General features: G+C 60.2%; 29 protein-coding genes. 7 read left to right on the top strand and 22 right to left on the bottom strand.

The window, feature by feature from the left end; genetic code table 11:
• The first annotated feature begins 82 nt into the window (after nt 1-82).
• Nucleotides 83-295 (top strand): type IV toxin-antitoxin system AbiEi family antitoxin domain-containing protein, encoded by a 213-nt coding sequence (locus Q8K09_RS13015; RefSeq protein ID WP_370869532.1) that lies wholly within the window; start codon nt 83-85, stop codon nt 293-295.
• 256 nt (nt 296-551) lie between these two features.
• Here Q8K09_RS13015 and Q8K09_RS13010 read toward each other — a convergent pair whose 3' ends face one another.
• The 16 genes from Q8K09_RS13010 to Q8K09_RS12935 all read right to left on the bottom strand — a co-directional run bounded on the left by Q8K09_RS13010 (nt 552) and on the right by Q8K09_RS12935 (nt 13,891).
• A complete protein-coding gene (locus tag Q8K09_RS13010; protein WP_025167760.1) occupies nt 552-839 on the bottom strand; it encodes a HigA family addiction module antitoxin in 288 nt (95 codons plus the stop codon).
• A 35-nt stretch (nt 840-874) separates the two neighbouring features.
• Nucleotides 875-1,033 carry a hypothetical protein gene (locus Q8K09_RS13005; protein WP_170862291.1) on the bottom strand — a complete coding sequence of 53 codons (159 nt, stop codon included), beginning with the start codon at nt 1,031-1,033 and terminating at the stop codon, nt 875-877.
• Nucleotide 1,034: 1 nt separating this feature from the next.
• Nucleotides 1,035-1,757: a zeta toxin family protein gene (locus Q8K09_RS13000; RefSeq protein ID WP_370869531.1), complete on the bottom strand. Its 723-nt coding sequence runs from the start codon at nt 1,755-1,757 to the stop codon at nt 1,035-1,037.
• Between the two features lie 296 nt (nt 1,758-2,053).
• The gene (locus Q8K09_RS12995; RefSeq protein WP_305255389.1) at nt 2,054-2,272 is read right to left on the bottom strand and encodes a DUF2274 domain-containing protein; all 219 of its coding nucleotides are present in this window, start codon (nt 2,270-2,272) and stop codon (nt 2,054-2,056) included.
• Complete coding sequence (locus tag Q8K09_RS12990; protein ID WP_305255388.1) at nt 2,272-3,573, bottom strand: TrbI/VirB10 family protein; 1,302 nt, start codon at nt 3,571-3,573, stop codon at nt 2,272-2,274. Before Q8K09_RS12990 ends, Q8K09_RS12995 begins: the two co-directional genes overlap by 1 nt.
• A 2-nt stretch (nt 3,574-3,575) precedes the next feature.
• Nucleotides 3,576-4,568, bottom strand: a complete 993-nt coding sequence (gene trbG, locus Q8K09_RS12985; RefSeq protein WP_305255387.1) for a P-type conjugative transfer protein TrbG — start codon at nt 4,566-4,568, stop codon at nt 3,576-3,578.
• Nucleotides 4,565-5,272, bottom strand: coding sequence for a conjugal transfer protein TrbF (gene trbF, locus Q8K09_RS12980; RefSeq protein WP_305255386.1), 708 nt, complete (start codon nt 5,270-5,272; stop codon nt 4,565-4,567). The genes trbG and trbF overlap by 4 nt, the downstream gene beginning before the upstream one ends.
• A 12-nt stretch (nt 5,273-5,284) precedes the next feature.
• Complete coding sequence (gene trbL, locus Q8K09_RS12975) at nt 5,285-6,469, bottom strand: P-type conjugative transfer protein TrbL (RefSeq protein WP_305255385.1); 1,185 nt, start codon at nt 6,467-6,469, stop codon at nt 5,285-5,287.
• Nucleotides 6,466-6,657 (bottom strand): hypothetical protein, encoded by a 192-nt coding sequence (locus Q8K09_RS12970; protein WP_305255384.1) that lies wholly within the window; start codon nt 6,655-6,657, stop codon nt 6,466-6,468. Before Q8K09_RS12970 ends, trbL begins: the two co-directional genes overlap by 4 nt.
• A gap of 11 nt (nt 6,658-6,668) precedes the next feature.
• Nucleotides 6,669-7,403 (bottom strand): P-type conjugative transfer protein TrbJ, encoded by a 735-nt coding sequence (trbJ, locus tag Q8K09_RS12965; RefSeq protein WP_305255383.1) that lies wholly within the window; start codon nt 7,401-7,403, stop codon nt 6,669-6,671.
• Nucleotides 7,400-9,829, bottom strand: a complete 2,430-nt coding sequence (gene trbE / locus Q8K09_RS12960; protein WP_305255382.1) for a conjugal transfer protein TrbE — start codon at nt 9,827-9,829, stop codon at nt 7,400-7,402. Before trbE ends, trbJ begins: the two co-directional genes overlap by 4 nt.
• A gap of 10 nt (nt 9,830-9,839) precedes the next feature.
• A complete protein-coding gene (locus Q8K09_RS12955; protein ID WP_025167750.1) occupies nt 9,840-10,112 on the bottom strand; it encodes a VirB3 family type IV secretion system protein in 273 nt (90 codons plus the stop codon).
• On the bottom strand, nt 10,109-10,450 hold the full coding sequence (locus Q8K09_RS12950; protein WP_305255381.1) for a TrbC/VirB2 family protein: 342 nt from the start codon (nt 10,448-10,450) through the stop codon (nt 10,109-10,111). The genes Q8K09_RS12955 and Q8K09_RS12950 overlap by 4 nt, the downstream gene beginning before the upstream one ends.
• A complete protein-coding gene (gene trbB / locus Q8K09_RS12945; RefSeq protein ID WP_370869530.1) occupies nt 10,447-11,454 on the bottom strand; it encodes a P-type conjugative transfer ATPase TrbB in 1,008 nt (335 codons plus the stop codon). Before trbB ends, Q8K09_RS12950 begins: the two co-directional genes overlap by 4 nt.
• Nucleotides 11,451-11,903 (bottom strand): CopG family transcriptional regulator, encoded by a 453-nt coding sequence (locus Q8K09_RS12940; RefSeq protein ID WP_305255380.1) that lies wholly within the window; start codon nt 11,901-11,903, stop codon nt 11,451-11,453. The genes trbB and Q8K09_RS12940 overlap by 4 nt, the downstream gene beginning before the upstream one ends.
• A complete protein-coding gene (locus Q8K09_RS12935) occupies nt 11,900-13,891 on the bottom strand; it encodes a conjugal transfer protein TraG (protein WP_305255379.1) in 1,992 nt (663 codons plus the stop codon). Before Q8K09_RS12935 ends, Q8K09_RS12940 begins: the two co-directional genes overlap by 4 nt.
• A 460-nt stretch (nt 13,892-14,351) precedes the next feature.
• Here Q8K09_RS12935 and Q8K09_RS12930 point away from each other — a divergent pair, with 460 nt between their 5' ends.
• On the top strand, nt 14,352-14,654 hold the full coding sequence (locus Q8K09_RS12930; RefSeq protein WP_305255378.1) for a hypothetical protein: 303 nt from the start codon (nt 14,352-14,354) through the stop codon (nt 14,652-14,654).
• Between the two features lie 19 nt (nt 14,655-14,673).
• Here Q8K09_RS12930 and Q8K09_RS12925 read toward each other — a convergent pair whose 3' ends face one another.
• From Q8K09_RS12925 to Q8K09_RS12915, 3 genes are all read right to left on the bottom strand, one after another.
• Complete coding sequence (locus Q8K09_RS12925; RefSeq protein WP_305255377.1) at nt 14,674-15,087, bottom strand: arsenate reductase ArsC; 414 nt, start codon at nt 15,085-15,087, stop codon at nt 14,674-14,676.
• Nucleotides 15,088-15,117: 30 nt separating this feature from the next.
• Nucleotides 15,118-15,945: a CHAD domain-containing protein gene (locus tag Q8K09_RS12920; RefSeq protein ID WP_305255376.1), complete on the bottom strand. Its 828-nt coding sequence runs from the start codon at nt 15,943-15,945 to the stop codon at nt 15,118-15,120.
• 101 nt (nt 15,946-16,046) lie between these two features.
• The gene (locus tag Q8K09_RS12915; RefSeq protein WP_305255375.1) at nt 16,047-16,814 is read right to left on the bottom strand and encodes a ParA family protein; all 768 of its coding nucleotides are present in this window, start codon (nt 16,812-16,814) and stop codon (nt 16,047-16,049) included.
• Nucleotides 16,815-16,940: 126 nt separating this feature from the next.
• Between Q8K09_RS12915 and Q8K09_RS12910 the strand changes: the two genes are divergently transcribed.
• Entirely contained in the window at nt 16,941-17,156 is a 216-nt protein-coding gene (locus tag Q8K09_RS12910) for a hypothetical protein (protein ID WP_305255374.1), read from the top strand.
• A gap of 328 nt (nt 17,157-17,484) precedes the next feature.
• Nucleotides 17,485-18,429, top strand: coding sequence for a Ppx/GppA family phosphatase (locus tag Q8K09_RS12905; protein WP_305255373.1), 945 nt, complete (start codon nt 17,485-17,487; stop codon nt 18,427-18,429).
• Nucleotides 18,430-19,082: 653 nt separating this feature from the next.
• Here the strand turns inward: Q8K09_RS12905 and Q8K09_RS12900 are convergent.
• Nucleotides 19,083-19,538 carry a hypothetical protein gene (locus Q8K09_RS12900; protein WP_305255372.1) on the bottom strand — a complete coding sequence of 152 codons (456 nt, stop codon included), beginning with the start codon at nt 19,536-19,538 and terminating at the stop codon, nt 19,083-19,085.
• A gap of 219 nt (nt 19,539-19,757) precedes the next feature.
• Here Q8K09_RS12900 and Q8K09_RS12895 point away from each other — a divergent pair, with 219 nt between their 5' ends.
• Nucleotides 19,758-21,059: a PAS domain-containing protein gene (locus tag Q8K09_RS12895; protein WP_305255371.1), complete on the top strand. Its 1,302-nt coding sequence runs from the start codon at nt 19,758-19,760 to the stop codon at nt 21,057-21,059.
• 41 nt (nt 21,060-21,100) lie between these two features.
• Here Q8K09_RS12895 and uraH read toward each other — a convergent pair whose 3' ends face one another.
• On the bottom strand, nt 21,101-21,511 hold the full coding sequence (gene uraH / locus Q8K09_RS12890; protein ID WP_305255370.1) for a hydroxyisourate hydrolase: 411 nt from the start codon (nt 21,509-21,511) through the stop codon (nt 21,101-21,103).
• A 13-nt stretch (nt 21,512-21,524) separates the two neighbouring features.
• Complete coding sequence (locus Q8K09_RS12885; RefSeq protein ID WP_370869528.1) at nt 21,525-22,028, bottom strand: heme-binding protein; 504 nt, start codon at nt 22,026-22,028, stop codon at nt 21,525-21,527.
• 146 nt (nt 22,029-22,174) lie between these two features.
• Between Q8K09_RS12885 and Q8K09_RS12880 the strand changes: the two genes are divergently transcribed.
• Together Q8K09_RS12880 and Q8K09_RS12875 are read left to right on the top strand one after the other, a co-directional pair.
• The gene (locus Q8K09_RS12880; RefSeq protein WP_305255369.1) at nt 22,175-22,846 is read left to right on the top strand and encodes a heavy metal response regulator transcription factor; all 672 of its coding nucleotides are present in this window, start codon (nt 22,175-22,177) and stop codon (nt 22,844-22,846) included.
• Nucleotides 22,843-24,225: a heavy metal sensor histidine kinase gene (locus Q8K09_RS12875; protein WP_305255368.1), complete on the top strand. Its 1,383-nt coding sequence runs from the start codon at nt 22,843-22,845 to the stop codon at nt 24,223-24,225. The genes Q8K09_RS12880 and Q8K09_RS12875 overlap by 4 nt, the downstream gene beginning before the upstream one ends.
• The last annotated feature ends 353 nt before the right edge of the window (nt 24,226-24,578 follow it).

The raw sequence follows: 24,578 nt of genomic DNA, 5'->3' as shown, positions 1-24,578 counted from the left end.
CACGTGCCTCATTGATTATCCTATTCGCAGCCTAAGAGGCAGAGGTCATGATTAAAACCAGCTGTAGAAAATGGGGGCGTAGGTGTGGGTGGGTCAGGGGTGCCATTGCACCAGCATAAAGGCCAAGCAGCTATTCCTAGCACTTGCCGACCGTCACCAGCATGCCTGGCTGGATCATGTTTCGCTGGATGGTGTGTATCTCGGCAAGGGGAAGCGCTGCCTGGTCCCTGGGGGGCACTTGAACCCGACTTACCAAATAACCTTGCCGGCGGATCTGGATGAGCACCTGGGATAGACATATCCGACTAGGTGCATGTCAAAAATCCTTTAGGCCGACTCTGAGCCTCAGTTTTTCTTAACTGAGGCAAGAAGACCTTTATTTCAGGCGTTTGTATTGGTTTTTTCTTAATGTCATAGGTCGGCATCTTCCGAACGTCTGGTGTCGACCGCGGTAGATCGGGCCGTGGATGAGTCCGAGGGCGTTGGCAGCCCAGGGATCATGTGCTGCGCCAGCGTTTCACCGCCTTGCTCCGTATTTTGCCGGTTAGCCATTAAGCGATGGCGGCAAAGCGCTCGATATGGGGTTGCTCGCGATGCCTTGCTTGCCACAAGTCATAATCGGTTTGTACGTCCAGCCAGGTGCGTGCTCTGCCAACGCCGGCCCGTTCCAGGCGAACGGCCAGGTCTGGGCTGATCGGTGCCTGGCCGTGCAGGACGAGGGACAAGGATTCACGTGCAAAACCAAGGCGACGGGCCAGTTCGGCAATGCTGATGCCCAGTTCGGGTATCACGTCTTCGAGCAGCGTTTCGCCGGGATGTGGCGGGTTGAATATGACCATTAATAATGGGGGATAGAAGTCAGAAAGACGCTGAGTTACTTGCTGGCTGCCTCTGCCAGCACGCGATTTTGACGCTCGGTGGCTTTTTTCAACACGCGCTCATACACACGCTTCTTCTCGCCAGAAGAGGCGTTACGAATGAAATCAGCAAAGGGGGTGGAGGGGACAGTCTTTGCTTTGGTGATGCCGAACATTTTAGGCCTCGCTCAAGTTGAGCATCCGCTCTAGGGATGCACGATCATATTTTTCGGCCACATGGTTGTCAATTTGATCGATGTTCGCATGGTATGCGCGGTGTGATCCGTCATTGTCCTTCTGTAGCAGATCGACCCGGATGGTCTTGCCGAACTGCCGCTTCAAGCGGTTGGCCACGTCACGGGCGGCAAAGTACTGCTGGATGAAATGCTCAGGTCGGATGCGCCGCCCTTCAGCTGCCTCGCGAGCGCGGACAAAATCCCACGCGAAATGCGGCTCCTGATACACATACAGTATCTGTACAAAACGCAGTTTATCCAGGGAACGCTGCAGATTTTTTTCCGCCACCTCATAGTTCGACAAGGTGCCATCGAGCAAAAAGCTCTGCTTCTGTTTCAGCGCCAGGTCGTGAATCTTTTCCACGAGGATGGAAATCGCACGCTGGAACAGCCAGGAGTTGTCGCCGGTATAGCCAGGCAGCTCGTTGCGTAGTTCATCCGGGTCAATCCGCAGCACCCGGTTGCCATTCTGCTGGTACAGCTCTAGTAGCTCAATGGAGGTTTCTGTCTTGCCTGCGCCCGGCGAGCCGGCCATAAACACCGAAACCGGGTCGTCTTCCGGCAGGAAAATGGTCGGATCGGTCAGGCGCTTGGCGATGGCTTTTTTGTTTGCCTTAGCAAACGCCAGGGCCTCGGCCTCCAGCTGCTTTTCCTGATCCGTCATGCTCATCCTGGTGTCAAACATGGGGGTACGTCGATTCCTTTCTGGCGAGAAGGCCGGGTCTACAATGGCTGCATTATGCGGGGAGCGGCGCACGTTTTGCAGCAGATAAACCGGGCGAGACTCGGGAAATGGCGGCCCCTGAATGGCATCCAGGCAATCAGCGGTAAACCTCCAGCCCGGCCCACTCCTACGGTTTAACTAGTTGCAGATACCAGATATTCACGTATGGCAGTGCATACCGACTCCGATTTTTTTTGGCGTCCTACTGGCGGTCGAGTGGCACGCTGTCTATGCCCTTAGCCCGTGGTGGCTCTTCTGAACACCCGGTCCCTCGCCATAAACGCTTCCAGCATGTGCGGGATGAGCGTCAGGGCATCGACCTCTTCGCCATAGGCCTGCGCGTGCAACGCCGCATAGCGCTCAAGGTCAGCCTTCAGGCTGGCTGGACAGGTAAAGGTGACTTTCAGGTTCTCGGTCTTGGGCAAGGGGCCGAGACGTAGCTTGTTCATGCTCATTAATGGTTCCTCCGTTGAATGAACAAGGGTTGGTAAGGGCGTAGTGCCAGGTCACGGTTGACGATCACGCGCAGTGGCAACCCTGGGCGTTGGGTCAGCGTGGGCTGGATATCGAGATTGCGCCGGGTGACTTCCTGGCCGACCTGGTTGACCGTGTCCTGCAGGCTGTCGCGCCCGGCGATGATGATTCGGTCGCCGTCGGTGCGGTTGGTAGGAGCTGCGAGTTCGGCGCCGATACCTAGCAGGCTGGTCATGGCTGCGCCGGCGGCAATGCGGTCCCAGTGCCAGTCAACGCCATCTTCTAGGCCGGCATAGCCGGCGGTGTCGCTGCCAACTAGGTTGTCGAGTTGGAAGGACGAGGCGTCCGGCAGGATCACCCGCTGCCACACCACCTGCACGCGACTCTGGCCGTAGCTCACCTGGCTGTTATAGCGGCCCAGCAGACGCGAACCTTGGGGGATTAGCACATGCTGGCCGGTGGCACTGTCGTAGACTGGTTCGGTCACCGTGGCGATTACATCGCCCGGTAGGTCTGATTTGATACCGGTGACCAGGGCAGCAGCGATCACGGTGCCGGCCATGACCTGGTAGGGCGAGCCGGGCATTTGCACAAATCCAGAATTACGTATTTGTGGGGATGCGGATTTACTGAGAAACGCCTCTTTCTGCTCCTGGCTGTTCTGCGTTGATCCGGCGCTTGCAGGGACTGCGGCAGTCGAGGCGAGCCCGGCCGCCATGGGATCGAATCCGGTCAGTCGCGAATGTATCGGCGGGCTTTCGGTCGGGGCACTGGTACTTGTCGTTCGCCCGCCACCCGAGCGGAAAAATACGGAGGACAGCGCTGCTTCTTCGGCTTCCTTGAGCCTGGCCAGGCGCTCGGCCTCAGCCGGGTCAGGGCCCGCATGGCGGTAGTCATAGCTCTGGGCCTGCTGCTCCGCTCTGAGGATGGGCCCGCCCAGATCGCCGGGCAGGGGTGGCCCCAGTTGCGGCACTTCGGGTGCCGAGGGTGGCGGCAGTTGCGAGTAGTCGGCGGGTAACTGCTCCAGCCCCTCGGAACGGGCCACGCGGTCGACGTTGTACAACTCGGTTTGCTCTGCACCTTGCCGGCGCTGTGGCGGCTGCAGTGACCAGAGCATGGCGCCGAGCACTGCAGTGGCCAGCCCACCCGCTAGGACGGCCAGCATCCGCGGGTTGAGGCGCGTGACCGGGCGCGGTTGCGCACGCAGTTCGAGACTTTCCGGGGCCACCTTGGACGGTAGCTCTGCGGACTGGGTATCCTGGACGTTATCGACAGCGCTCATGCTCAGGGCCTCCGCGCTATACCATCGGTGCGCTCGATCCTCACCACATCGCCCTTGTCTGCGCCGAGGCGCAACTCGGCGGCACCGAACAGCCGATCCACGATGTAGTAGGGCGAGCGGAAGCGGTAGTTGACTAACTGGCCGTCGCCCTCCGGGCCGATGACGAACAACGGCGGCAGTTCGCCTTGGGCGATGCCCGCAGGAAACTGGATATAGACCTTCTGACCGTCGTCGAACGCGCGCAGCGGCTTCCACGGCGGATTGCTGCCACTGATCGCATAGCGAAAACGCAACTGCTCCAACGCCAGGCCGGCTTCGACCGGTGCTGCCGCCTGAGCGGCGTTGGCCCGACGCTGCAGTGCGAGCATGCGATCCTTGGGGTAATCCCAGGACGCCGAGGCCATCCAGGCCTGCTCGGTAGACGTCAGTTCGATCAGGTAGGTGCGCCGCGTCGTGGTGATGACCAGGTTGGTCTTGAGGTCGCTGCGTGTGGGTTTAACCAGCACACTGATGCGAAGCTCCTCACCACTGCCGCTGGAGGTTTCGCCAACGATCCAGCGCACGGTGTCGCCTGCGGCCACGGTGACCAGTTCTTCGCTTGCCTGCAGGTTGATCACCGTCACCCGGCCTGGGCTGGTGTACACCTGATACAGCGCGCCATCGGAAAACGGCCACACCTGAATGGCGTTGATATAGCCCTCCCGGGTTGGCGCAATGCGCGCGTCCCGGTTGGCACGTGAGACACGCACCTGCTCATCGGCGGGTTCCTTGGCAGGGGTGGTCGGCTTGGTATCTGGAAGCGGTTTCAGCTGTGCCGGCAAGGCCAGTGGCTGCGGCACTGCCACCACCTCGATGGGCTTGGGCGGTTCCGGCAGGCGTTGGGCTTCCACTGGCTCGTCGAGGGCAATGGTAGGCGGCGGTTTACCCTGGCTGGCGCAACCGGCCAGCATGGCCAGCAGGAGAGGGCAGGCGTAAAGGTAGGTGGAGGTCTTCATGGGGTCTTGGCTCCTTGCGTAGTGTCCAGTTCACGGCTCCACGACAGGCCGTTGACGTAGATGCCCAGAGGATTGCGGCGCAGCTTTTCCTCGCTACGTGGAGGCTGCAACACGATCGATATCACCGCAGTCCAGCGCTCTATGCCCGCAGCCGCGCCATTCACATAGCGGCGCTCGTTCCAGCGCACCTGGAACGAGTTGTCACTGGCGCGCACGACACTGCTCAACTCGACGGTCACCGATTCCTTGCCGACTCGGGTAAAGGGATCGTTGGCGCGGGCATAGTCGTTGAGCGTCGCAGCGCCCCGGTCGGTGGTGTAGTGGTAGGCCTCCAGCCAGTTCTGCCGTACCACAACAGGGTCGATGGATAGCGAGCGCACCAGACCGATAAAGCGCGCCAGGTGGTGAGCCATCTGCGCATCGTTGGGTTGGTAGGTGCTGGCCGCCTCGCCAACTGCCCGCACCTGGCCGGCACTGTCGACCTCCACCACATAGGGCGTGACCATCGACTGGGCCGAACGCCAGACCAGACCACCAGCCATCAGCAAGGCCAGGCTCAGGCAGCCGAAGGCCATCAAGCGCCAGTTCTTCGCTTGCGCCAGGCTTGCCCCCATACGCTGATCCCATACCTGCGCCGCTCTCTGGTAAGGCGTTGCAGGTGCCGGAGTGTCGCTGTAACGCACCTGAGGGCGCTTGAATCGCATGCTTGTTCTCCTTCACGAATTCGATGGGTCGCGCACCTGTGGTCCAGGAGCTGAACCGCCGGCATCACCACCACGCAGGGTGTGGGCAACGGTGGTGGCGGCATGGGTGAGTTGTTGCTTGCGCTGTAGGCGTTTGGCCCAGTCGGGTTGCTTGGCGGGCGCGCCTGGCGCGGCGCTCGCAGCGGAGGCGCTACCTGCTATAGATCCTGCTGGCTGGGCTCCCTGGGGCATGGGGGTGTTCGCCGTTTGTGCGCCGCCCATGGCCAGGCGTGCTGCGCCCGGAGCCATACGTGCGCCGGCCATCACGGCACCGCCGACACCTGTGGCAAGCGCCGCAGCTCCAGCCGCCATCCCCGCGGCGCCAAGGGCAGTGCCGGCAGCGGCTCCGGCACCCAGTTGCGGTGCACCGGAGACCAGGCCGGTGGCGATACCAGGGCCAAAAATGCCCAGGCCCAACAGCGCCAGGGCGGCGAGCATGACTACCAGCGCGTGATCGATGGAGGGCTTGTCCGTCAACGTCTGAAACTCAGCGAACAGACTGGAGCCGATGCCTACTATCACCGCCAGCACCAGCACCAGCACCTTGATACCAGAGGAAACCACATTGCCCAGCACCTTCTCAGCGAGAAAGGCGGTCTTGTTCCACAGCGCGAAGGGCACTAGGACGAAGCCGGCGAGGGTGGTCAACTTGAACTCGATCAGCGTGACGAACAGCTGGATGGCCAGGATAAAGAAGCTGATCACCACCACAGTCCAGGCAAGGAGCAGGACAACGATGGTGTCAAGGTTTCCGAAGACTTTGGGGAAGCCACTGAGATTGCTGATTTGCTCCAGCATAGGTCGGCCAGCTTCGATGCCGATGGACGCCAACCGTCCTGGCTGGAGAAACTCGGCTTGGGTCAGCGCGGAGCCTGAGGCAAGCAGGCCCAGCCCGGCGAAGGAGCGGAAGATGATCTCGGCCAGGGTATTGAAGTTGCCGATGATGAAGGCGAAGGCTCCGACATAGAGGGTCTTCTTGATCAGCTTGCTGATAACGTCCTCTCCGCCCATGGTCCAGAACAGGCCGGCCAGGGTCATGTCGATCACCACCAGCGTGAGGGTGAGAAAAGCCACCTCGCCGCCGAGCAGGCCGAAACCCGAATCGATGTAGCGCGAGAACACATCGAGGAAATGATCGATCACGCTGACATCGTTCACTGCACGTCCCCCTCGAAACTCGCGGGAATGGCTGGCAGGCTTTCGGGAGTCTGGAACTCATCTGGCAGAGCGCAACCAGAGTAAAAACGCTCATGCAGAGGCGCGTGCTGCCTGGCTTCATCGGGTTTGCCGCCGCTGCCACAGGCAGCCAGTACGAGCAGAACCGTTATCAGCAATGGAGCTTTCATAGCACCCCCCACTACCGGTAGAACTGCACGGGATGAGGGGTGTAGGGCGTGCCGCTGCCCATAAAGCGCCGCCGCAGTTCGCGGGCTTCCTCTACCGCCGCAGCCTGGCGCGCCAGCTCCAGGGCGATGGCGCGGTTCTGGGTGATCTGCAACTGCTGCGCCTGGATCGACTGCTTGGCCTGCAGGGCCAGCAGTTGGTTGGTGGCCTGGCTGGCCTGCAGTGCGCCGCTGGCCGACTGACTTCGGTTGACCAGGTCGGCCAGCACGCTCTCGTCCTGGGCCAGGTTCTGCGCCACCTGGGCTTGCATGCGCATGGCGGTGTGCAGGCCATCAAGTCCCTGCTTCCAACGCGCGCGTGTGTCCTGAGCCATGCGCTCGTCACTGACGGAGCTGGTGTATTCGGCTGGATACAGACGGGTAAATTCCTGGTCCAGACGCTGTACGTCAAAAGCCAAACCTTGGGCCTCGGCCAGCAATCGCTCGGTGCTAGCCAGGGTCGTGCGCAAGCGATTGAGCACGTTGATGTCCAGGGTTTCCAGGTTGCGGGCCTGGTTCAGCAGCATCTGCGTTTCGTTCTGCAGTTGGCTGGCCTGGTTGTTGATCACCTCCAGGGTGCGCACCGCGGTCAGCATGTTTTGCACCAGGTTGGTCGGGTCGATGACGGTCATTGCGTTCGCCGGCTGGGCTACCAGCAAACCTAGGCTTAATAAGACGGCGATGGGCGTAAGGCGGGTGCGAGGCGTCATGGCAGCTGCTCCTTGCGTTGCGAGGTATGGGCGGTAAGCAGGTCGGCGGCCCAGCCAAGCTGACGATGACGTAGCCAGGCGGGGGCGAAGCCCGTGTCATCAGCGCCCTGCAGGATCTGGCTGATTTCGCGCTGCTCGGCAGGGCTTGCAGCGGTTGTGAAGGCCTGTGCCACCGGTCCCAGGTCGAGGTCGAACAGCCGGTTGCCCAGGCGCGACTGGTAGTAGTAGTCACGCTTGGGCGTGGCTTGGGCGATGATCTCGATCTGCCGGTTGTTGAGCCCGAATCCCTGGTAGATGCCGCGAACCTGCGGCTCGCTGGCCTGCGGATTGGGCAGGAAGATGCGGCTCGCGCAGCTCTCGATGATCGCGGCGGCGATGCTGGAGTTCTGGATATCGGCGAGGGACTGGGTGGCGAAGATCACCGAGACATTCTTCTTGCGCAGGGTCTTGAGCCACTGGCGGATGCGCGCGGCAAAAAGCGGGTCGTCGAGAAACAGCCAGGCTTCGTCGAGGATCAGCAGGGCAGGAGCCCCATCGAAGCGCGCCTCGAAGCGGGCGAACAGGTAGCCGAGCACGGCCGCTACTGCCGCTTTGCTGTGCATCAGCTCTTCCATCTCGAAGCACTGCACGTCGGCGGTACCCAGGCGATCCGTGTCCGCGTCCAGCAGCCTGCCGTGAGCACCACCCAGCACATAGGGCTGCAGGGCCTGACGCAAGGTGTTGTCCTGCAGCAGCATGCACAGCCCTGTCAGCGTGCGCTGCGCCTCAGGCGCACCGGCCAGGCTAGTGAGGGCCGTCCAGAGGGCCGCTTTCTGGTCCGGGCCGACGGCTACACCCTCATGCAGCACACGGCCTTCCAGCCACTCGGCGGCCCAGGTGCGATAGCTGTCCTGATCGATGCGCGCCAAGGGCTGGAAGGCCAGGTCGCCATCACCGCCCAGCTCGTAATGCTCACCCGCTAGTCCTAGGACCGTCGCACGCAGTGAGCGGCCCATGTCAAAGATGAACAGGCGTGAGCCGGGGTAGCGGCGAAACTGCAGGGCCAGGGTTGCCAGCAACACCGACTTGCCCATGCCGGTCGGCCCCACCACGAGGGTGTGGCCGACGTCGCCGACGTGGGTGACCAGGCGGAAAGGCGTAGCCCCATCGGTACGGGTCACCACCAGCGGCGGGCCGTCGAGGTGGGCGTTACGCGCAGGGCCAGCCCACACCGCCGACAGCGGCATCAGGTGCGCCAGGTTGAGTGAGGAGATGATCGGTTGGCGCACGTTGGCGTAGGCGTTGCCCGGAATGGACGATAGCCAGGCCTCCACCGCGTTGAGGCTTTCAGCGATGGTGACGAAGCCTCGGCCCTGAATCACCCGCTCGACCAGGCGCAGCTTCTCGTCGGCTACTCGTGCGTCGGCGTCGCTCACCGTAACGGTCACGGTCACATAGCCGAAGGCGACCTGATCGGCTCCGAGTTCCTGCAGGGCTGCATCGGCGTCGCTGGCCTTGTTCGAGGCATCGCTGTCGACCAGCGGGCTTTCCTGCTGAAACAGGGTCTCACGCAGCAGGGCCAGAACACCCTTGCGCTTGGCGAACCACTGCCGCCGTAGGCGCACCAGTTCCTTCTCCGCCTCGTCCTTGTCCATGCAGATGAAGCGGGTCGACCAGCGATAGGCGATACCCAGTCGGTTCAGGTCGTCCAGCAGGCCGGGCCAGGTTGAGGTTGGGAAACCACGCACCGAGACCACGCGCAGGTGCTCCTCGCCCAGTCTGGGTGCCAGACCAGTGCTCAGCGGGCAGTCGGCCAGCAGGGCGTCCAGGTGGAAGGGCACCTCGGGAACAGCAATGCGCTGCCTGTGGGTCGACACCGTGGCGTGCAGATACGTCAGCGTCTGGCTGTCGTCGAGCCAGGCGACTTCTGGCATCACCCCCACGAGCAGGTCGTGCAAGCGTGCCGTCTCCGCCATGAAGGCGACCAGTCTCTCGCGCCAGTCGACGCCGCGTTGCGGCTTGTGCTCGTAGAGCAACCCAGCAGCACGCGAGCGCGACTCCTCGTTTGGCAAGTACAGCAGCGTCAGGTGATAGGCGCTCTCGAAGTGGCTGCCTTGCGCCTCGAAGGCGGCGCGGCGCTCTTCGTCAACCAGCCAGGACAGCGGCTCGGGAAACGCGCCTGCCGGGTAGCCGGCCGCGGTCAGGCGTTCGGCCTCGATGAACAATGCCCAGCCTGATCCCAGGCGGCGCAGGGCGTTATTCAGGCGCGCAGAGGTGGCCACCAATTCGCCCGCAGTGGCGCTGTCCAGGTCTGGCCCGCGAAAGCGCAGGGTGCGCTGAAACGAGCCGTCCTTGTTGAGTGCGACCCCAGGGGCGACCAGTCCGGCCCATGGCAACCAGTCGGCAAGTTGCGCAGGGCGCTGGCGGTATTCGGCTAGGTTCAGCATGGCGTCCCCCTCATACGTCAAGCAAGGGGCGATGTTTGATGTGCCGGGCGAAGACCTGCAGGAACTGCGGGTCCAGCCGTGCACCCCAGACGGCCAGCGAGTGGCCGACTAGCCAGAGCACCAAGCCCGGTATCCACAGTTGCAGGCCCAGCCCAACTACGGCGGCCAAGGTGCCGTTGAGAATGGCCACGTTGCGCGGCGCGCCGCCAAGCAGGATCGGCTCGGCCAGCGAGCGGTGCAGAGGCACCTCGAAGCCCGCGATGAAATCGCTATCAATAGTCATGCGATCAGCGCTCCGCCGGCAAAGCTGAAGAAGCTCAGGAAAAATGACGACGCGGCGAAGGCAATAGATAGGCCGAAGACGATCTGGATCAGCTTGCGAAAGCCGCCACTGGTGTCGCCGAAGGCCAGGGTCAGGCCGGTGACAATAATGATGATCACCGCCATGATTCGCGCCACCGGGCCTTGCACCGAGTCGAGAATCGACTGCAGCGGTCCCTCCCAGGGCATCCCGGAGCCGGCTGCGAAAGCCGGCAAGGCAATGCCCAGCAAAAGCGCGCCCACTGCCAGCGTACGAGCAGTCAGTTGACGATGGATGGGCAGGACAAAGGCTGCGGTCATTGCTGTTCTCCAGTGGCAGTGGGCAGGGATTGAGCGGTATCGGTGGTGTCGAGCCGGTAGCCGTGTTCGTCGTGGCCGACGACGCGGGCGATTTGCTGGACATGGCGGGCGCGGCCGCGCCCGGCGAGAAAAACCACCAGGTTGACCGCCTCGGCGATCAACGCGCGAGGGGCGGTCATGGCGATCTCGAGAATCAGTTGCTCCAGGCGCAACAGGGCTCCATGGGCGGAGCCGGCGTGGACGGTGGCAATACCGCCTGGGTGGCCTGTGCCCCAGACTTTGACCAGGTCCAGCGCTTCGCCGCCGCGCACCTCGCCGACGACCACACGGTCGGGACGCAGGCGCAGGGTGGTGCGTACCAGGTCGGCCATGGACACCACGCCGCTACGGGTTCGCAAGGCAACATGGTCATGTGCGCAGCACTGCAACTCGACCGTGTCCTCCAGCACCAGAACGCGGTCACCCGTACTGGACACTTCAGCGAGCAGGGCATTGGCCAGGGTGGTCTTGCCGGTGCTGGTTCCGCCGGCCACGAGGATGTTCTGCCGACTGAGTACTGCTTCTCGCAGGTAGTCGGCTTGCGTGGGCGTGAGAATGCCATCTGCCACGTATTGGGCCAGCCGTATCACGCTCATGGCGCGTTTACGCAGTGCGAAGGTCGGTCCAGATACGATGGGCGGAAGTAATCCTTCGAAGCGCTCGCCTGTTTCCGGCAGTTCGGCGCTTAGCAGCGGCTTGCCACGGTGCACCTCCGCACCGATGTGCGCGGCGACCAAGCGGATGATGCGTTCGCCGTCGTCGACTGAAAGCGTGCCCAGTATTGCCCGGCCGCTGGAGAGCCGGTCGAGCCAGAGCTTCCCGTCGGGGTTGAGCATGACCTCCACCACGTCGGGGTCTTCCAGCGCAGCGGCGATCAGCGGGCCCATCGCCGTGCGCAGCATGCGGGTGCGGCGATCCAAGGCGGTAGCGGCCGCCGCCAGCGTTGTGTGCGGGGCTGCGGTCATGGCTGCTCTCCCGAACCTTGGGGGATGTCCAACCACTGGGCGTCAGGCTGGATCTCCTCCTGTACGTCCCTGACCAGGCTGCGTCCGCGCTGCAGGTGGCGGCCCAGTTGCTCGACGAACTGGGCGAAGCGCAGCTTGCCTTGAGCCCGTGCGGCGTCCTGGTGTGCCTCGGGCACTGGCGTGCTGACCGTCAGGTAGTAGCGCACATAGAGCGCCATGGTCTCGATCAGAATGTTCTGATCGCGCTCCAGTCGTTCGAACTGGCGAGACAATCGATCCAGGCGCTTGGCAATGGCCGCCTCACGCTGGTCACCGGAGTCCGGCGATAACCAGGAGGCGAGCGCTGCGGCAATGATCGAGGACTTCGACACACCTTTCTTGATCGCCAGTTCGTTCAGGCGCTTGGCGTGCTCCGGTTGGATGAACAGGTTCAGGCGGGCTCGGCTCATAGGGCTATTCCGTCGTCAGGGTCGAGGGCGGCCAGTCGAGCCGCGCGTTGCAGCCGCGGCTCGAGCTGGGAGGGGAAGGGCGCGGGAGCGTCGTCCTCGTCGAGGAGAAACAGATCGCTGGCCGGGTTATCGGGATCCGGCAGGTGATCGATTTCCGTCAGCTCGGGCTGGCGACGTGGGCCGCCGTCGTCGAGGCCTTCGCTGTTCTGGGTTTCTGCACGCGGGACGGAAACGGCTGTCGGCAGGGCCAGGGCACTCCAGTCATCTGCCCGGGTTGCTGGTGCATCGGCGTACCCGCCGGGCTGCAGTTGAGGGGCCGGCAGCACCCGGCGCTGGAAGTTGGCGTCGGCGAAGTAGCGCAGCTTCTTCGCCCGGATCGGTGCGTGGCCGGAGAGCATCACCACCGATTCGTCGGTAGGCAGTTGCATCACCTCGCCCGGCGTCAGCAGAGGGCGAGCGGTCTCCTGGCGCGACACCATCAGGTGCCCCAGCCAGGGAGCCAGCCGGTGGCCGGCATAGTTGCGCTGCGCGCGCAGCTCGGTGGCGGTACCGAGCGTCTCGGAGATGCGCTTGGCGGTGCGCTCATCGTTGGTGGCGAAGGTCACCCGCACATGGCAGTTGTCGAGGATCGAGTGGTTCTGGCCATAGGCCTTGTCGATCTGGTTGAGCGACTGTGAGATCAGAAAGGCGCGCAGCCCGTAGCCGGCCATAAAGGCCAGAGCCGACTCGAAGAAGTCCAGCCGACCCAGCGCGGGGAACTCGTCGAGCATCAGCAGCAGCTTGTGCCTACGTTCGATGCCGTCGGCACCGTCCAGGGATTCGGTCAGGCGACGCCCGACCTGATTGAGGATCAGGCGGATGAGTGGCTTGGTGCGGCTGATGTCGGAGGGCGGCACTACCAGGTACAGCGAGACAGGGTGTTTGGCCGAGATAAGGTCGGCGATACGCCAGTCGCAGCGCGCGGTCACGCTGGCCACTGTGGGGTCGCGGTACAGGCCAAGGAAGGACATGGCCGTGGACAGCACACCCGAGCGTTCGTTTTCGCTTTTGTTGAGTACCTCGCGGGCAGCGGAGGCCACAACCGGGTGAGGTGTCTTGCCGAGATGAGGTGTGGTCATCATCCGGTGCAGGGTCAGCTCGAAGGTGCAGGCAGGGTCTGAGAGGAAGTTGGCGACCCCGCGCAGGGTCTTGTCATCGCTGGCATACAGCACGTGCAGGATGGCACCGACCAGCAGTGCATGGCTGGTCTTCTCCCAGTGATTACGTTTTTCCAGAGCGCCTTCTGGGTCGACCAGGATGTCGGCGATGTTTTGTACGTCGCGCACCTCATGGGTGCCGCGGCGTACTTCCAGCAATGGGTTGTAGGCTGCCGAAGCCGGGTCGGTAGGGTTGAACAGCAGACAGTGCGAGAAGCGTGAGCGCCAGCCAGCGGTCAGGCTCCAGTTCTCGCCCTTGATGTCGTGGATAACCGCAGAGGCCGGCCAGGAGAGCAGGGTGGGCACCACCAGACCAACGCCCTTGCCCGAGCGTGTTGGTGCGAATGCCAGAACATGTTCGGGGCCTTCATGGCGCAGGTACTGCTCATCAAAGAGGCCGAGGAAAACGCCTGCCGCTCCAGTCAGCCCGGCCTTGCGCACCTCGTCCTTATCGGCCCAGCGTGCCGAGCCGTAGGTGGTGACTCTTCGTGCCTGACGGGCGCGCCAGATGGCCATGCCGATTGCCACCAGCACCGCCACAAGGCTGCTTCCAGCCGCGATGGCCCCGCCGAAGTTGAAGATGTCAGGCGCGTAGGCATCGAAGAAGAACCACCACTCGAACAGCCGCCAGGGGTGGTAGATAGGGACTCCGAGCAACTCGAACCACGGGGCCCCCAAGCGGGCCTGGTAGTCAAGCGCCGCAGCCGTCCACTGGGTAGCGGTCCATACACCTGACAGGGTGACGGCCAAAACCGCCAGCACATGGCCGTACAGCACTGTTGTCGCTTGCATCCCTGAACCCAACCTCTCCGGCAAAATGCACGGCACGCAAATGTGCCGCGTGCGAGAGATTCGGCAAAGGTGGAGAAGGGGTCAAAGACCGTTTGGGTGGGTAATCTTGTGCAGGCAGGCAACAGTTCCGGCTATGGTATGGAGCAGAGGAGAACTGCAGCGCAGGGCGTAGAGAGTATGCTCATCTTGAGTAAACAATTTAGTGGTGGAGCACTGCCGAAAATACCCATCTAGTATTTAGCCGCAAGGGATGAACGGCAGGATCGCCCAGAAACGGTCAGTCGCGATAGGCAGCTACCGGCCAAAAGCGGTCAGTCGTGACAGACAGTAATCTGTCCAATTGCGGACGATCGGTACATAAAACGCAGCCGGGGGATTCCGTGTGACAAAGGTTCACATAAGGGTAACAAAAACGTAACGCAGCAAGCCCAGTCTGCTGGGACACAACGATCTTCGTTGTGTGCTCATATTTTTGCCGACCATTGGTTGGCATTTTTTTTGCGTGATTGAACGCCATGGAAAGGCCAGCATCTTTGAAACACTCGCACAGAGGGGAGCGGTCATGGATATTACAGCTGGGAAATTGTTGCAGGGCGATAGTGAGGTCTGGCGGGTGACTGCTGACAGCATGGCCTTCTCGTTTTCCTGTCAAGCTTCGGCTTTGACGTTTGCCGCCAAACTCAAAGAGCGGATCGATGCACCCCATAGTCTGCCAAATGAAAAACCGGCGCGCTCTAATCAGGAGTCGTCCGCCAATCCTTAGGAATTGCTTTGAACGCTGATCAGCCCTTGTTCTTCACCAGCGAGAACATCCGCACCCGGTCGTTGATTTCCTGGAATGTATGACGAAAGGCATCCGGTTGTTCGCTGATGCACGGGTCGGCGAAGTTCCAGACCAGCACCTGTTCTGAACTGGGCAGCAGTTGCTCCTCGTCGGAGGACTTGTCGCACAGGTCGATCAGGTAGTCGAAGTGTTGGCCACTGAACTCATCAATGGATTTGCTACGCAGGTCAGCAGCGGAAACACCTGCACGTTCCAACGCGGTGATGGCCCGTGGGTCGATCTGTCCAGGCTGAAGACCACCGCTGTGGGCCTCGAAGTGCTCGCTGTCGAGGTGACGCAGCAATGCTTCTGCCATAGGCGAACGCGCGTCGTTAGCAGTACAGATGAAAAGGATACGTAGCTTGTCGCTCATACCTATCTCCAATGGCTTACTAGCATGCGCCTAGACGATAGACCAATTTTGCCAATACGAGTGCTTGTGTGCGGGACCGTTAATCTTGGACTTGTTCGCCGAAATAAAGAGGCCCGCCAGCACAAGCAGCCTGCTCTCGGCCTCTTCTAGCGCCTTGACCGCCTCGCTTTGCCACTGCTGCCGGAGCGGTTCAAGATCTGACTCCTGACAAGCCCGGAGTGACCACTGATAGCGGTCATGCCAGGCACCAAGGGACGATTGCACGGCTTTCAGAACGCTAACCGCCTCCGGCGATATAGGCGAGTGCTGCGGGTAAGCGTCAGCAGCGTAACGGTTGCGTTTGACCAGCAGCCTGATGCGATGTGGGTCGTGTTGCATGTTGGTCAGCGCTTCTTGCAGACGCACCATCTGCTTGCGCAGCCGTTTGCGAAGTAGCTTGTCCAACTTGCGCAGCTCGCCCTCCCGTTCAGCTGCGCGAGCGACCTCCGGCCATGCGTCCAGCCGGGCGAATAGCTCTCGCAACTCTGTACTTTGCAGAATCTCAACGTAGTGGGATGCCAGCATGGCCTCGCGGGTGCTGGCCGGCCCGCTTAGACCGCGTTTGCGCAACTCGTCAGCCAACACCTCCAGGTCACGGACCGGAGTGGTCAGCTGTCCGACTGCGGCGGCGGCTTCGTCCAACGCTTCCACACCGTCTCTGCCACGCAGGGGGTTGAGCAGGCTCCGCAGACGCCGCACATTGATGCGTAAGTCATGCAGGGCTTCAGCATCGGTTCTACCATCGAGGCGTGCGCAAGCGTGGTAGAGGCTAATTTCGATCTGAAAAACATGAGCAACGACCGCGTCGACTATTGACATCTTTCCCTCATGCATGGGGTGGGGTCAGGTTGAAAGAGCCAAGGCTCACACCAAATAGTGAGGCACCTGGAAGCATAGCTATCGAACTGCGAGAGGCTAGCTCAACTCTCTAATAGTTGGAACAATGCCTGAAACTGTTGCGTCAGCTTATGCCTCGGGTCTAGATAAATCAGCGGCTTGCAGACATGGTGCGACTCGCGCATCTTCACCGAACTCATCAAGTAGGCCGGTAGCAATGGCAGTCCTTCCAAAGCCAGTTCATCGAGCAACTGCCGAGGCAGTGATGCATGGGATTGGAACTGGTTGACCACGATGCCTTCGAGTCTCAAGTTCTCATTATGGTCTGCCTGGATTTCCTCAATTTCACCGAGTACGGCGTAAAGAGTCTGGCGGGAAAAGCTGTCGCAGTCGAAGGGGATCAGGCAGCGATCCGCTGCGATTAAGGCTGAAAGGCTGTAGAAATTGAGCCCTGGCGGGGTGTCTAGATATATCCGCTCATAGTCCGAATCCAGCTGGTTCAGTAACTTGCCCAGTTTCTGCACCTTGTAGCGTGCTTCGAGTTTGGATTGCAGCTCGCGCAGCTCCGCCGATGCGGCAATCAGATGGAGATTTGCGAAAGGGGTTTCATGAATGTGGGCGCGGGGTTTCTTCTGCGTCGGCCCTGATGAAAGCGTTTGTTTGAAGAAGTCGGCTATGCCACTAGGCACCGCATCGCCAGTAAGGCCAGTCAGATACTGGGTAGAGTTGGCCTGAGCATCCAGATCGACCAACAAGGTTCGGTAACCTTCTGTCGCACTGATTGCCGCCAGGTTGCAGGCAATACTGGATTTGCCTACGCCCCCTTTTTGGTTGAACACCACGCGCCGCATAGATCCCTCCCGTCACAGCTAAGATTCAGTTTAACTGACCCTGAACTCTTCAGGCGTGACAAGCTGAAATCAAAACGACATGTGGCGGCTCTACAGTGCACGCTTGATTTTAGGAGGAGCACTCTCGTGAGCCGTACAACACGAAATATCTGCAAAACGCTCGACCAAGTGGCCTCCAACAATGAGGCTGCCTCAGTAGCCGTAATGCGCGCAGCCGAGAGAATTGGCGACGATGTGCTTAAGCAACAACTCTTCAATGTGATCCATCGCATGAACCTGGATGCTTTTCAACTGCGTGTAGCCCGTGATGACATTGCCGGCCAAGAGCTTAAGCGTGCCTGATATCGCTAAGTGAGCGACAGCCTGTCGGTTCCTTATGCCTGTCTTGGGCCAGAAGCGGCCTGAGTCTCTTCCTTGTCCTCCCGCACGGGGCTAGGAGGGCATATCAAGTGCGCCATAGTCACCAATAACCATCAGCTCTGAAATAAGGGAAAGCTTGTCCGGCAGGCGCGCTGCGCTGAGTTGAGATAAAAGGTTAGCAGTCTCGAATTCAAGCTCAGCGGATGTCATCGGAGTGTCATGGTTCCAGTGGCAAGATCCCTTTCTTTCCTACTTTTTAGGGTCTCGCGGACGAAGTGCTCTCGGCTCGTGAACTCAAAAGGAATTCAGCATGAAGGGTGACGCTTCGCTGTTTGCTGCCATTGATCTGGGTTCCAACGCGTTTCGGATGATGATTGGCCAACAGGTCAAGCGGAACCAACGGCTGGTTATTCAGGAAGTGAAAACCTTTCGCGAGCCGGTGCGCCTTGCCGAAGGTTTTCAAGGTAAAGCATTAGATGGTTTGGCGTTGGAGCGGGGTTGGCTCGCCTTGCAGCGATTCGGCAAGCAGCTTCGTAACTTCGAGGCTGGCCGTGTTCGTGCGGTGGCCACCAGCGCAGTCCGTGAGGCCAATAATTGCGACGTGTTTCTTGCGGGTGCTGAACAACGCCTGGGGTTTCGTATCGATGTGATTTCTGGGCGTGAGGAAGCCAAACTCGTCTATGCGGGTGTGGCCCACACAATGCCAAGTGCGCAAGCCGTTCGACTGGTCGTTGATATTGGTGGCGGGTCTACCGAACTCATTGTGGGGCAGGGTGATCGTCCGCTGTTGACTGAAAGCATAGCGATCGGCAGTGGCAGTTTCAGCAAGCGCTACTTTGTCGGTGGCTATATTGACAGCCGCTCTCTCCAAGAGGCCGAACGAATCGCCAGCGAGAAAATTGAAAAAGTTGCCTACCGCTATCGAAAATTGGGCTGGGAGCAAGCCATCGGCTCTTCCGGCACGGCAAGGATGCTGGCAAAGGTTCTCAAAGCCAATGGCCTGAATGCCTATGGTCAAGACGGCATTACCTATGCGGGCTTGTTGCGCTTGTCCATTTGTTTGCTAGAGGCCGGTCACGTCAAGCAGTTGAAACTGGCTGGCCTGCAACCCCAACGATTAAGTACTTTGCCGGGTGGGCTGGCGGTAATGCTCGCTGCTTTCAAAGTGTTAGGCATCGAAGAGATGGTCCCCTCCGAGCCAGGTTTGAGAATGGGGGTACTCCACGGCCTGATGCGGATGCCTGGCTCATCGTAAAGGAAAGATTGCAGATGGAGGGCTGCGGTTGTGCGGTCCTCCCATGATTTTGCTTTTACTGACCCACAGCTGCCGTTCGCAACAGACAGAAAACGGCCCGAAGCCGCCAGTGGCGGATTGACAGAAACCAGCCAAAAGCTGTCACTTACATCAAAAGGATTTCGAGCCAAAGTAGCTGCGAGGTGAACGGTAAGAATGACTCTGGCCCCCGGTTTCAGGCTAGTTGTCAGCATGAGCTGATTTATCAAAACGGTAGATCGGGGGCTTTCCTCATCACTGCCCTGGGCCTGGCTAAAGGCCAGTGCCTGTTCACGGGCCTCGGTATGCTGCCTCAGTTGTTCCAGTACACGAATCTGCCGCCAGCGGGCGCGACTAGCTACTGCACAGATAGGGGTTACCTGAACTGAACTCCTGCAGCGGCCGCACAATGTCCGAAAGGACCGCTCCTTGTTCAACGCTGAGGCGCAACTGGCGCAGGTGCAGGGAATCCTCAAGGTCCTAACGGCACTGAAAATCCAGTGACTCCGGGCCTATGTCCACCGATTCGTAGCATTAGATGCCCAGGTCTGCCAGTACGAACTCGGACCAATCCTGGGCCAGATTGCCGAAGAGTATCAGGCGCAGGCGGTCACACAGCTCGTCCATCATAAGGCTCAGTAACTGATCATCCAGCCCAGGGCACCAGTCCCTGACGGTCTGGGCGGGTAAGCCTGAGCGCGCAGTTGTTCGAGCGGCTCGGCCTTTTTCTGCGCGGCGCGGTGGTCGGTGACCGGCAGATGGGCCAGTACCTCATCCTTGCGCAGCAGTTCGGCAATCTCATCGACTGCCAGCGCCGCATGCTCGGTAATCCGGCCATGTTCTAGCAGTGGACTAGCGGTCAGGCAGTAGTCGATTTCCGAGTATTCGAGCTTGCTCAGGCGGAAGTGACAGCCCTTGCGCATGATCATGCGCACCAGCAGAGCTTGATACTGCCAGCCCAGGGTGCTGAAGGTGTCGAGAAAGGCCTGCTCTTCATCCGACAGCAAATCGGCATAGCGCTCAGCCACCCAGGCGAGATCAGTGCGGAAATTGCTGGGGTAGTAAAGCTCAAGGGGGAGAGGGGCGGACATGGTGATAATCACTGTATTCTTGTACAGGATTGTCCGCCCTACAGCATCTATGGGTAACCGTTTAGGCGTTCAGGCCAGGGCAAACCTTGGGCACAGTCTGAGATAGGCCGGTTGCATGCGGGTAATTGGGAAACTGAAATCCTGACAGAAAGGTCTATATTCATTCGCCCAGACGACCTGCCACAATCAGTACAAAACCTACAACGAGTCGCGTTTCGCATGAAGAGTATTGCTAGTTACATTGAGCCCAGCGTGATTGCCCAGGCACTGGATCAGTCAGTCAATGCCGTCTTGCTGACCGATGCACACACGGGCGAGGGTGGGCACCATATCGTGTATGCCAATGCCGCGTTTTTGCGCATGACCGGCTACGACGAAGAAGAAATTCTGGGACAGAATCCGCGCATCCTTCAGGGGCCGGATACGTGCCGCGAGGTCATCAGGCGCCTTCGCCAGTGCCTGGCAGATGGCACATTCTTTCAAGGTTCGACCATCAACTATCGCAAGGACGGTCGCCCTTATGTTGTCGAGTGGAATATTTCGCCTGTGCGCAGTGCGTCCGGTGAGATTACCCATTTTCTTTCATTGCAGCAGGACATCAGCAGCCTGATCGCCGCACAAAAGACCACCCAGTTGTTCGCCCATGTACTTAACGCCACGGATGATGGCGTCGTCATCACGGACAGCCGTGGCATCATTGAGTTTGTTAACAAGGGTTTTGAAAAAATCACCGGGTATGGGCTGACTGAGGTGCTCGGTCGCAATCCCAGCATGCTCAAGTCCGGGGAGCAGAATGCCGAGTTCTACACGGAGATGTGGAACACCCTGAAGCAGGGGCATTCCTACAAGGGCACCTTTGTGAACCGGGGCAAGAATAACCAGCTGATCTACTGTGACGAGACCATCACCCCGCTCATGGATGAGAACGATGCCATCACCCATTACGTCAGCATCTTTCGTGACCTGACCACTAGGGTTCTGGAAGAGCAGATGTTTCGCGAGATGGTGCGTTTTGACGGCCTGACTGGGGCGCTGACCCGGACGGCTGGTGAGCTGGCACTGGAGAATGCCTTTATGCAGTCCCGCGGCAGCAAACTGCCCATGTCGATTGCCCTGGCAGATATCGATCATTTCAAACAGGTCAACGACCAGTGGGGCCACAGCACGGGCGACGCGGTACTCAACACGGTTTCAAGCAGCCTGATTGCCGCGCTCAGGGCTAACGACAGTGTCATCCGCTGGGGCGGTGAGGAGTTTCTGCTGATCTTTGGTGGCTGTGACCTGAGTCATGCCCTGTTGCTGGCCGAGCGCTGTCGCAAGGCCATACAGGACAGTCGGCACGAGGATGTCGGTGCAGTCACACTGTCGATTGGTTTGGGCGAACTGCAGCCGGATGAGGCGCTGGCGGATCTGATCGATCGTGTCGACCAGGCCCTTTATCGGGCGAAAAAGGCAGGTCGCAATCAGACGCAGGTATCAAGCGTTGCAGAGCCGCCTGTCCTGGGGTCGGCATTCGTATGAGTGCAGCCTTGCCCCATGGTCGGGGCAAGGCTGCAGCATTCTCAGTTGCCGCGATAGGTTGAAAAGCCGTAGGGGCTCAACAGAAGCGGGATGTGGTAGTGAGGCACGCTGCCATCGGCTTCGAAAATCACCGGCACTTCAGGAAAGAAAGTGGCCGACTGATGCTTCTTGAACCAGTCACCGGTCTTGAAGGTGACACGGTAGGTGCCTTTCTCCAGTGTTTTGCCCTCCGGGTACAGCGCGGTGATGCGCCCCTGCTCATTGGTCGTGCCGCTGTTGAGCGTGCTCCAGTCCTGACCGTTCTGTTTTTCCAGGGTAACGCTCACTTCGGGTGAAGGCAGGCCATCCTGCAGATTCAGCACGTGCACGCTCAGGGGGTTGCCTGCGGCAAATGTAGCCGAGGTGAGTCCGCCCAGTACGGCAGCGGCAATCAGATTTTTCAGCATGGTCATGGTCTTCTCCAGGTTATTTGTCGTTGGGTAAAACTTTTGCGATGGCCTTCAGGGCGCAGCCCTCGTCGATCTGGGCGCCACCGGCGCCGGCAACACCGATGGCGCCGATCACCTGATCGCCAATCCGCAGTGGCACGCCACCACCCAAAAGCAGCAGCTCATCAAGGGTGTTGAGGTTTTCGGCGTCCGGGTTGCTGCGTGCCCGTTCTGCCAGCAGGCCGGTTGCAGTCTTGGTCGATAGGGCGGTATAGGCCTTGCGCTGCGCTGCCAGGGTGTTGTGCGGACCGACATTGTCGTCGCGCTGCACTGCGACCAGATTGCCGCCGCGGTCTACCACTGCTGCGACCCCTGTCCGCCCTTCGGCGTGGCAGGCGGCCAGAGTCGCTTCCAGCAGTTGATTGGCCATGGTCAGGGTGACATCCGCACGCTGGACTACGGCTGCGGTCTCGGCAAATACGCCGCTCGAACCCAGCGCCAGTGCAAGCAGAGGCAACGTGAATGTTGTTCGGATAAGCATGGTTCCTCCCGTTCAAAGCTCGGTTGAGCAGTTGCCGGCCATACTGCACAGGCAATGCGCTCAGACTGATTGCCTGCGCATTACCAATTTGTAATGGGACGAAAGTGGTTATGGGCCTAGGCTATGCATCTGCGCTGGAGGACAAGATGCGTATCCTGGTTGTGGAAGATGAGGCGAAGACAGCGGATTACCTGCACAAGGGGCTGAGTGAGTCCGGCTATCTGGTCGAAGTTGCTCTCAATGGCATGGACGGTCAGCATCTGGTGCAGGAGAGCGAGTTTGATCTGATCATCCTCGACGTCATGCTGCCCGGGCTGGACGGCTGGCAGTTGCTGCAAATCATCCGGCGCAAATGGCAAACCCCCGTGCTCTTTCTGACTGCCCGCGATGCCGTCGAAGATCGCGTCAAGGGGCTGGAGCTGGGGGCGGACGACTATCTGGTCAAACCCTTCTCCTACGCCGAACTGCTTGCCCGTGTCCGGACCTTGCTGCGCCGAGGGCCGCCCCGAGAAGTGGAGCAGTTTGTGGTCGCCGATCTGCATGTGGATTTGCTCAAGCGTAAGGTCACCCGCGCTGGCGAGCGCCTGAACCTCACCAACAAGGAGTTTGCGCTGCTGCATCTTTTGCTCAGTCGCGAAGGTGAGGTGCTGTCACGGACGCTGATAGCTTCCCACGTCTGGCAGATGAATTTTGACAGCGACACCAATGTGGTAGATGTGGCCGTCCGGCGCCTGCGGGCCAAGGTTGATGACCCTTTTTCGCTCAAGCTGATTCATACCGTGCGTGGTATGGGCTACATGCTGGATGCGCACCCATGAGTCTGTGGCCGCGTACACTGAGCCTGCGCCTGGCACTGATGTTTGCCATGGTCAGCGTCTTGCTGCTGGGGGCAGTGGGGCTCTACCTGTACCAGTCACTGCAGCGCGAAATCGCCTGGCGCGATGACCAGGCGTTGCTCGGGCGTCTGCAGCGCATGCAAACGCTGATCGATGAAAGCATCGACATCGAGGCACTGCGCATGCGACCTCAGCTCTATGACAACATGCTGGGCAATCGTGACAACCTGCTTTGGATCGTCGATGGCGGCGGACAGTTGCTGATCGAGATAAACCCGCTCGCCCTGCCTCTGCCGAACCTGCCGGCGGCACCGGCACCGAGTCTGGCCGATAGCCTGGAAAGCCCATCACTGCGCCTGGCCTGGCTTGATGTAGCCAGCCCGCAGCGCCAGCTGCGCCTGATCGCCGGCAAGCATGTCTCTGAGCGTGAGCAGATGCTCGGGGTCTATCGCCTAAAGGTTGTGCTGGCTGTGACGGCAGGGACATTGCTGGCTTTCCTGCTTGGCTGGCTGGTGAGTCAGCGTGGGTTAAGACCCGTACGCCAGCTCGCGCTGCGTGCAGCCACCATTGATACGCAGCATTTGCATGTGCGTCTAAATGAGTTCAGGGAGGTCGCCGAGTTGAGCCGGCTGAGTCAGGCCCTCAATCAGATGCTGGCGCGCCTGGAGCATGGTTTCACCCAGCTTTCGCGCTTCTCTGAAGACCTGGCGCACGAGATGCGCACCCCTCTGAGCAACCTGATGGGGCTGACTCAGCATGCACTTGGCCGCAGTCGCTCGCTCGAGGAGTACCAGAACCTGCTGGTGTCCAATCAGGAAGAATACGAGCGCCTGGCCCGGATGATCGACAGCATGCTGTTCCTGGCTCGTACCGAACAGCCCAATGCCCTGATCAGACGTGAAACCATTGAACTGCACGCGATGGTTGAGCAGCTCTGCGAATACTTCGAGGGCATGGGCCAGGAACGCGGCCTTGCGCTGATCAACATGACGAGCGGTAAGCTGGATGCCGACCCGGACTTGCTGCGTCGGGCGCTGGCCAATCTGCTGGCCAATGCGCTGCGTTATGCGACCCCTGATACGCAAGTGACCATCCACTCGGTGAGCAAGGCTGATGGGTTTGAGATCAGCGTACATAACCAGGGGGAGGCGATTGCAGCTGAAAACCTGCCGCATCTTTTCGAGCGGTTTTACCGATGCGACCCTTCACGCAACCAGCCCGATGATTCCGGCGGCCTTGGCCTGGCGATAGTGCGGTCGATCATGCTGGCCCATGGAGGAAAGGTCAGTGTCAGCAGCGACCAGATGGGGACAAGGTTCAGCCTGCTCTTTACATCTCCTGCTTTGCGCAGAACCCAATGAGGTGTTCCCTAAAGCGGCCAGTCGCTTTCTTTGCCCAGCAATCAGAGTGGTATTTTCTTCTGAGCTGCTGCTATGAGCTGAACAGCTTATTTGGCAGAGAACTCGAATTCCGTACCATCCTCGTCATCGAATTTCACTACAGAACCTACTGACGTAACCCCTGCGCTGCCTTGGCCTCGAGGTATATACCGCGAAAAAAGGGAAAAGAGGATTCCTGAATTCATAGAATAAGTGCAACGCTTGAAACGATAGGCAGAGGGCCAGCCACCGGTAGAATCCAGGCTCTCACACCAAAGGATTCAAGCGCAGATGACTACGCATTACCGGCAGCTGACCCGGGCCCAACGTTACCA

The sequence above is a fragment of the Pseudomonas sp. genome (genome assembly GCF_030683065.1).
GTDB lineage: Bacteria > Pseudomonadota > Gammaproteobacteria > Pseudomonadales > Pseudomonadaceae > Aquipseudomonas.
The sequence above is the reverse complement of the archived record's forward strand: the minus strand, read 5'-3'. Positions and strand labels throughout refer to the sequence as shown.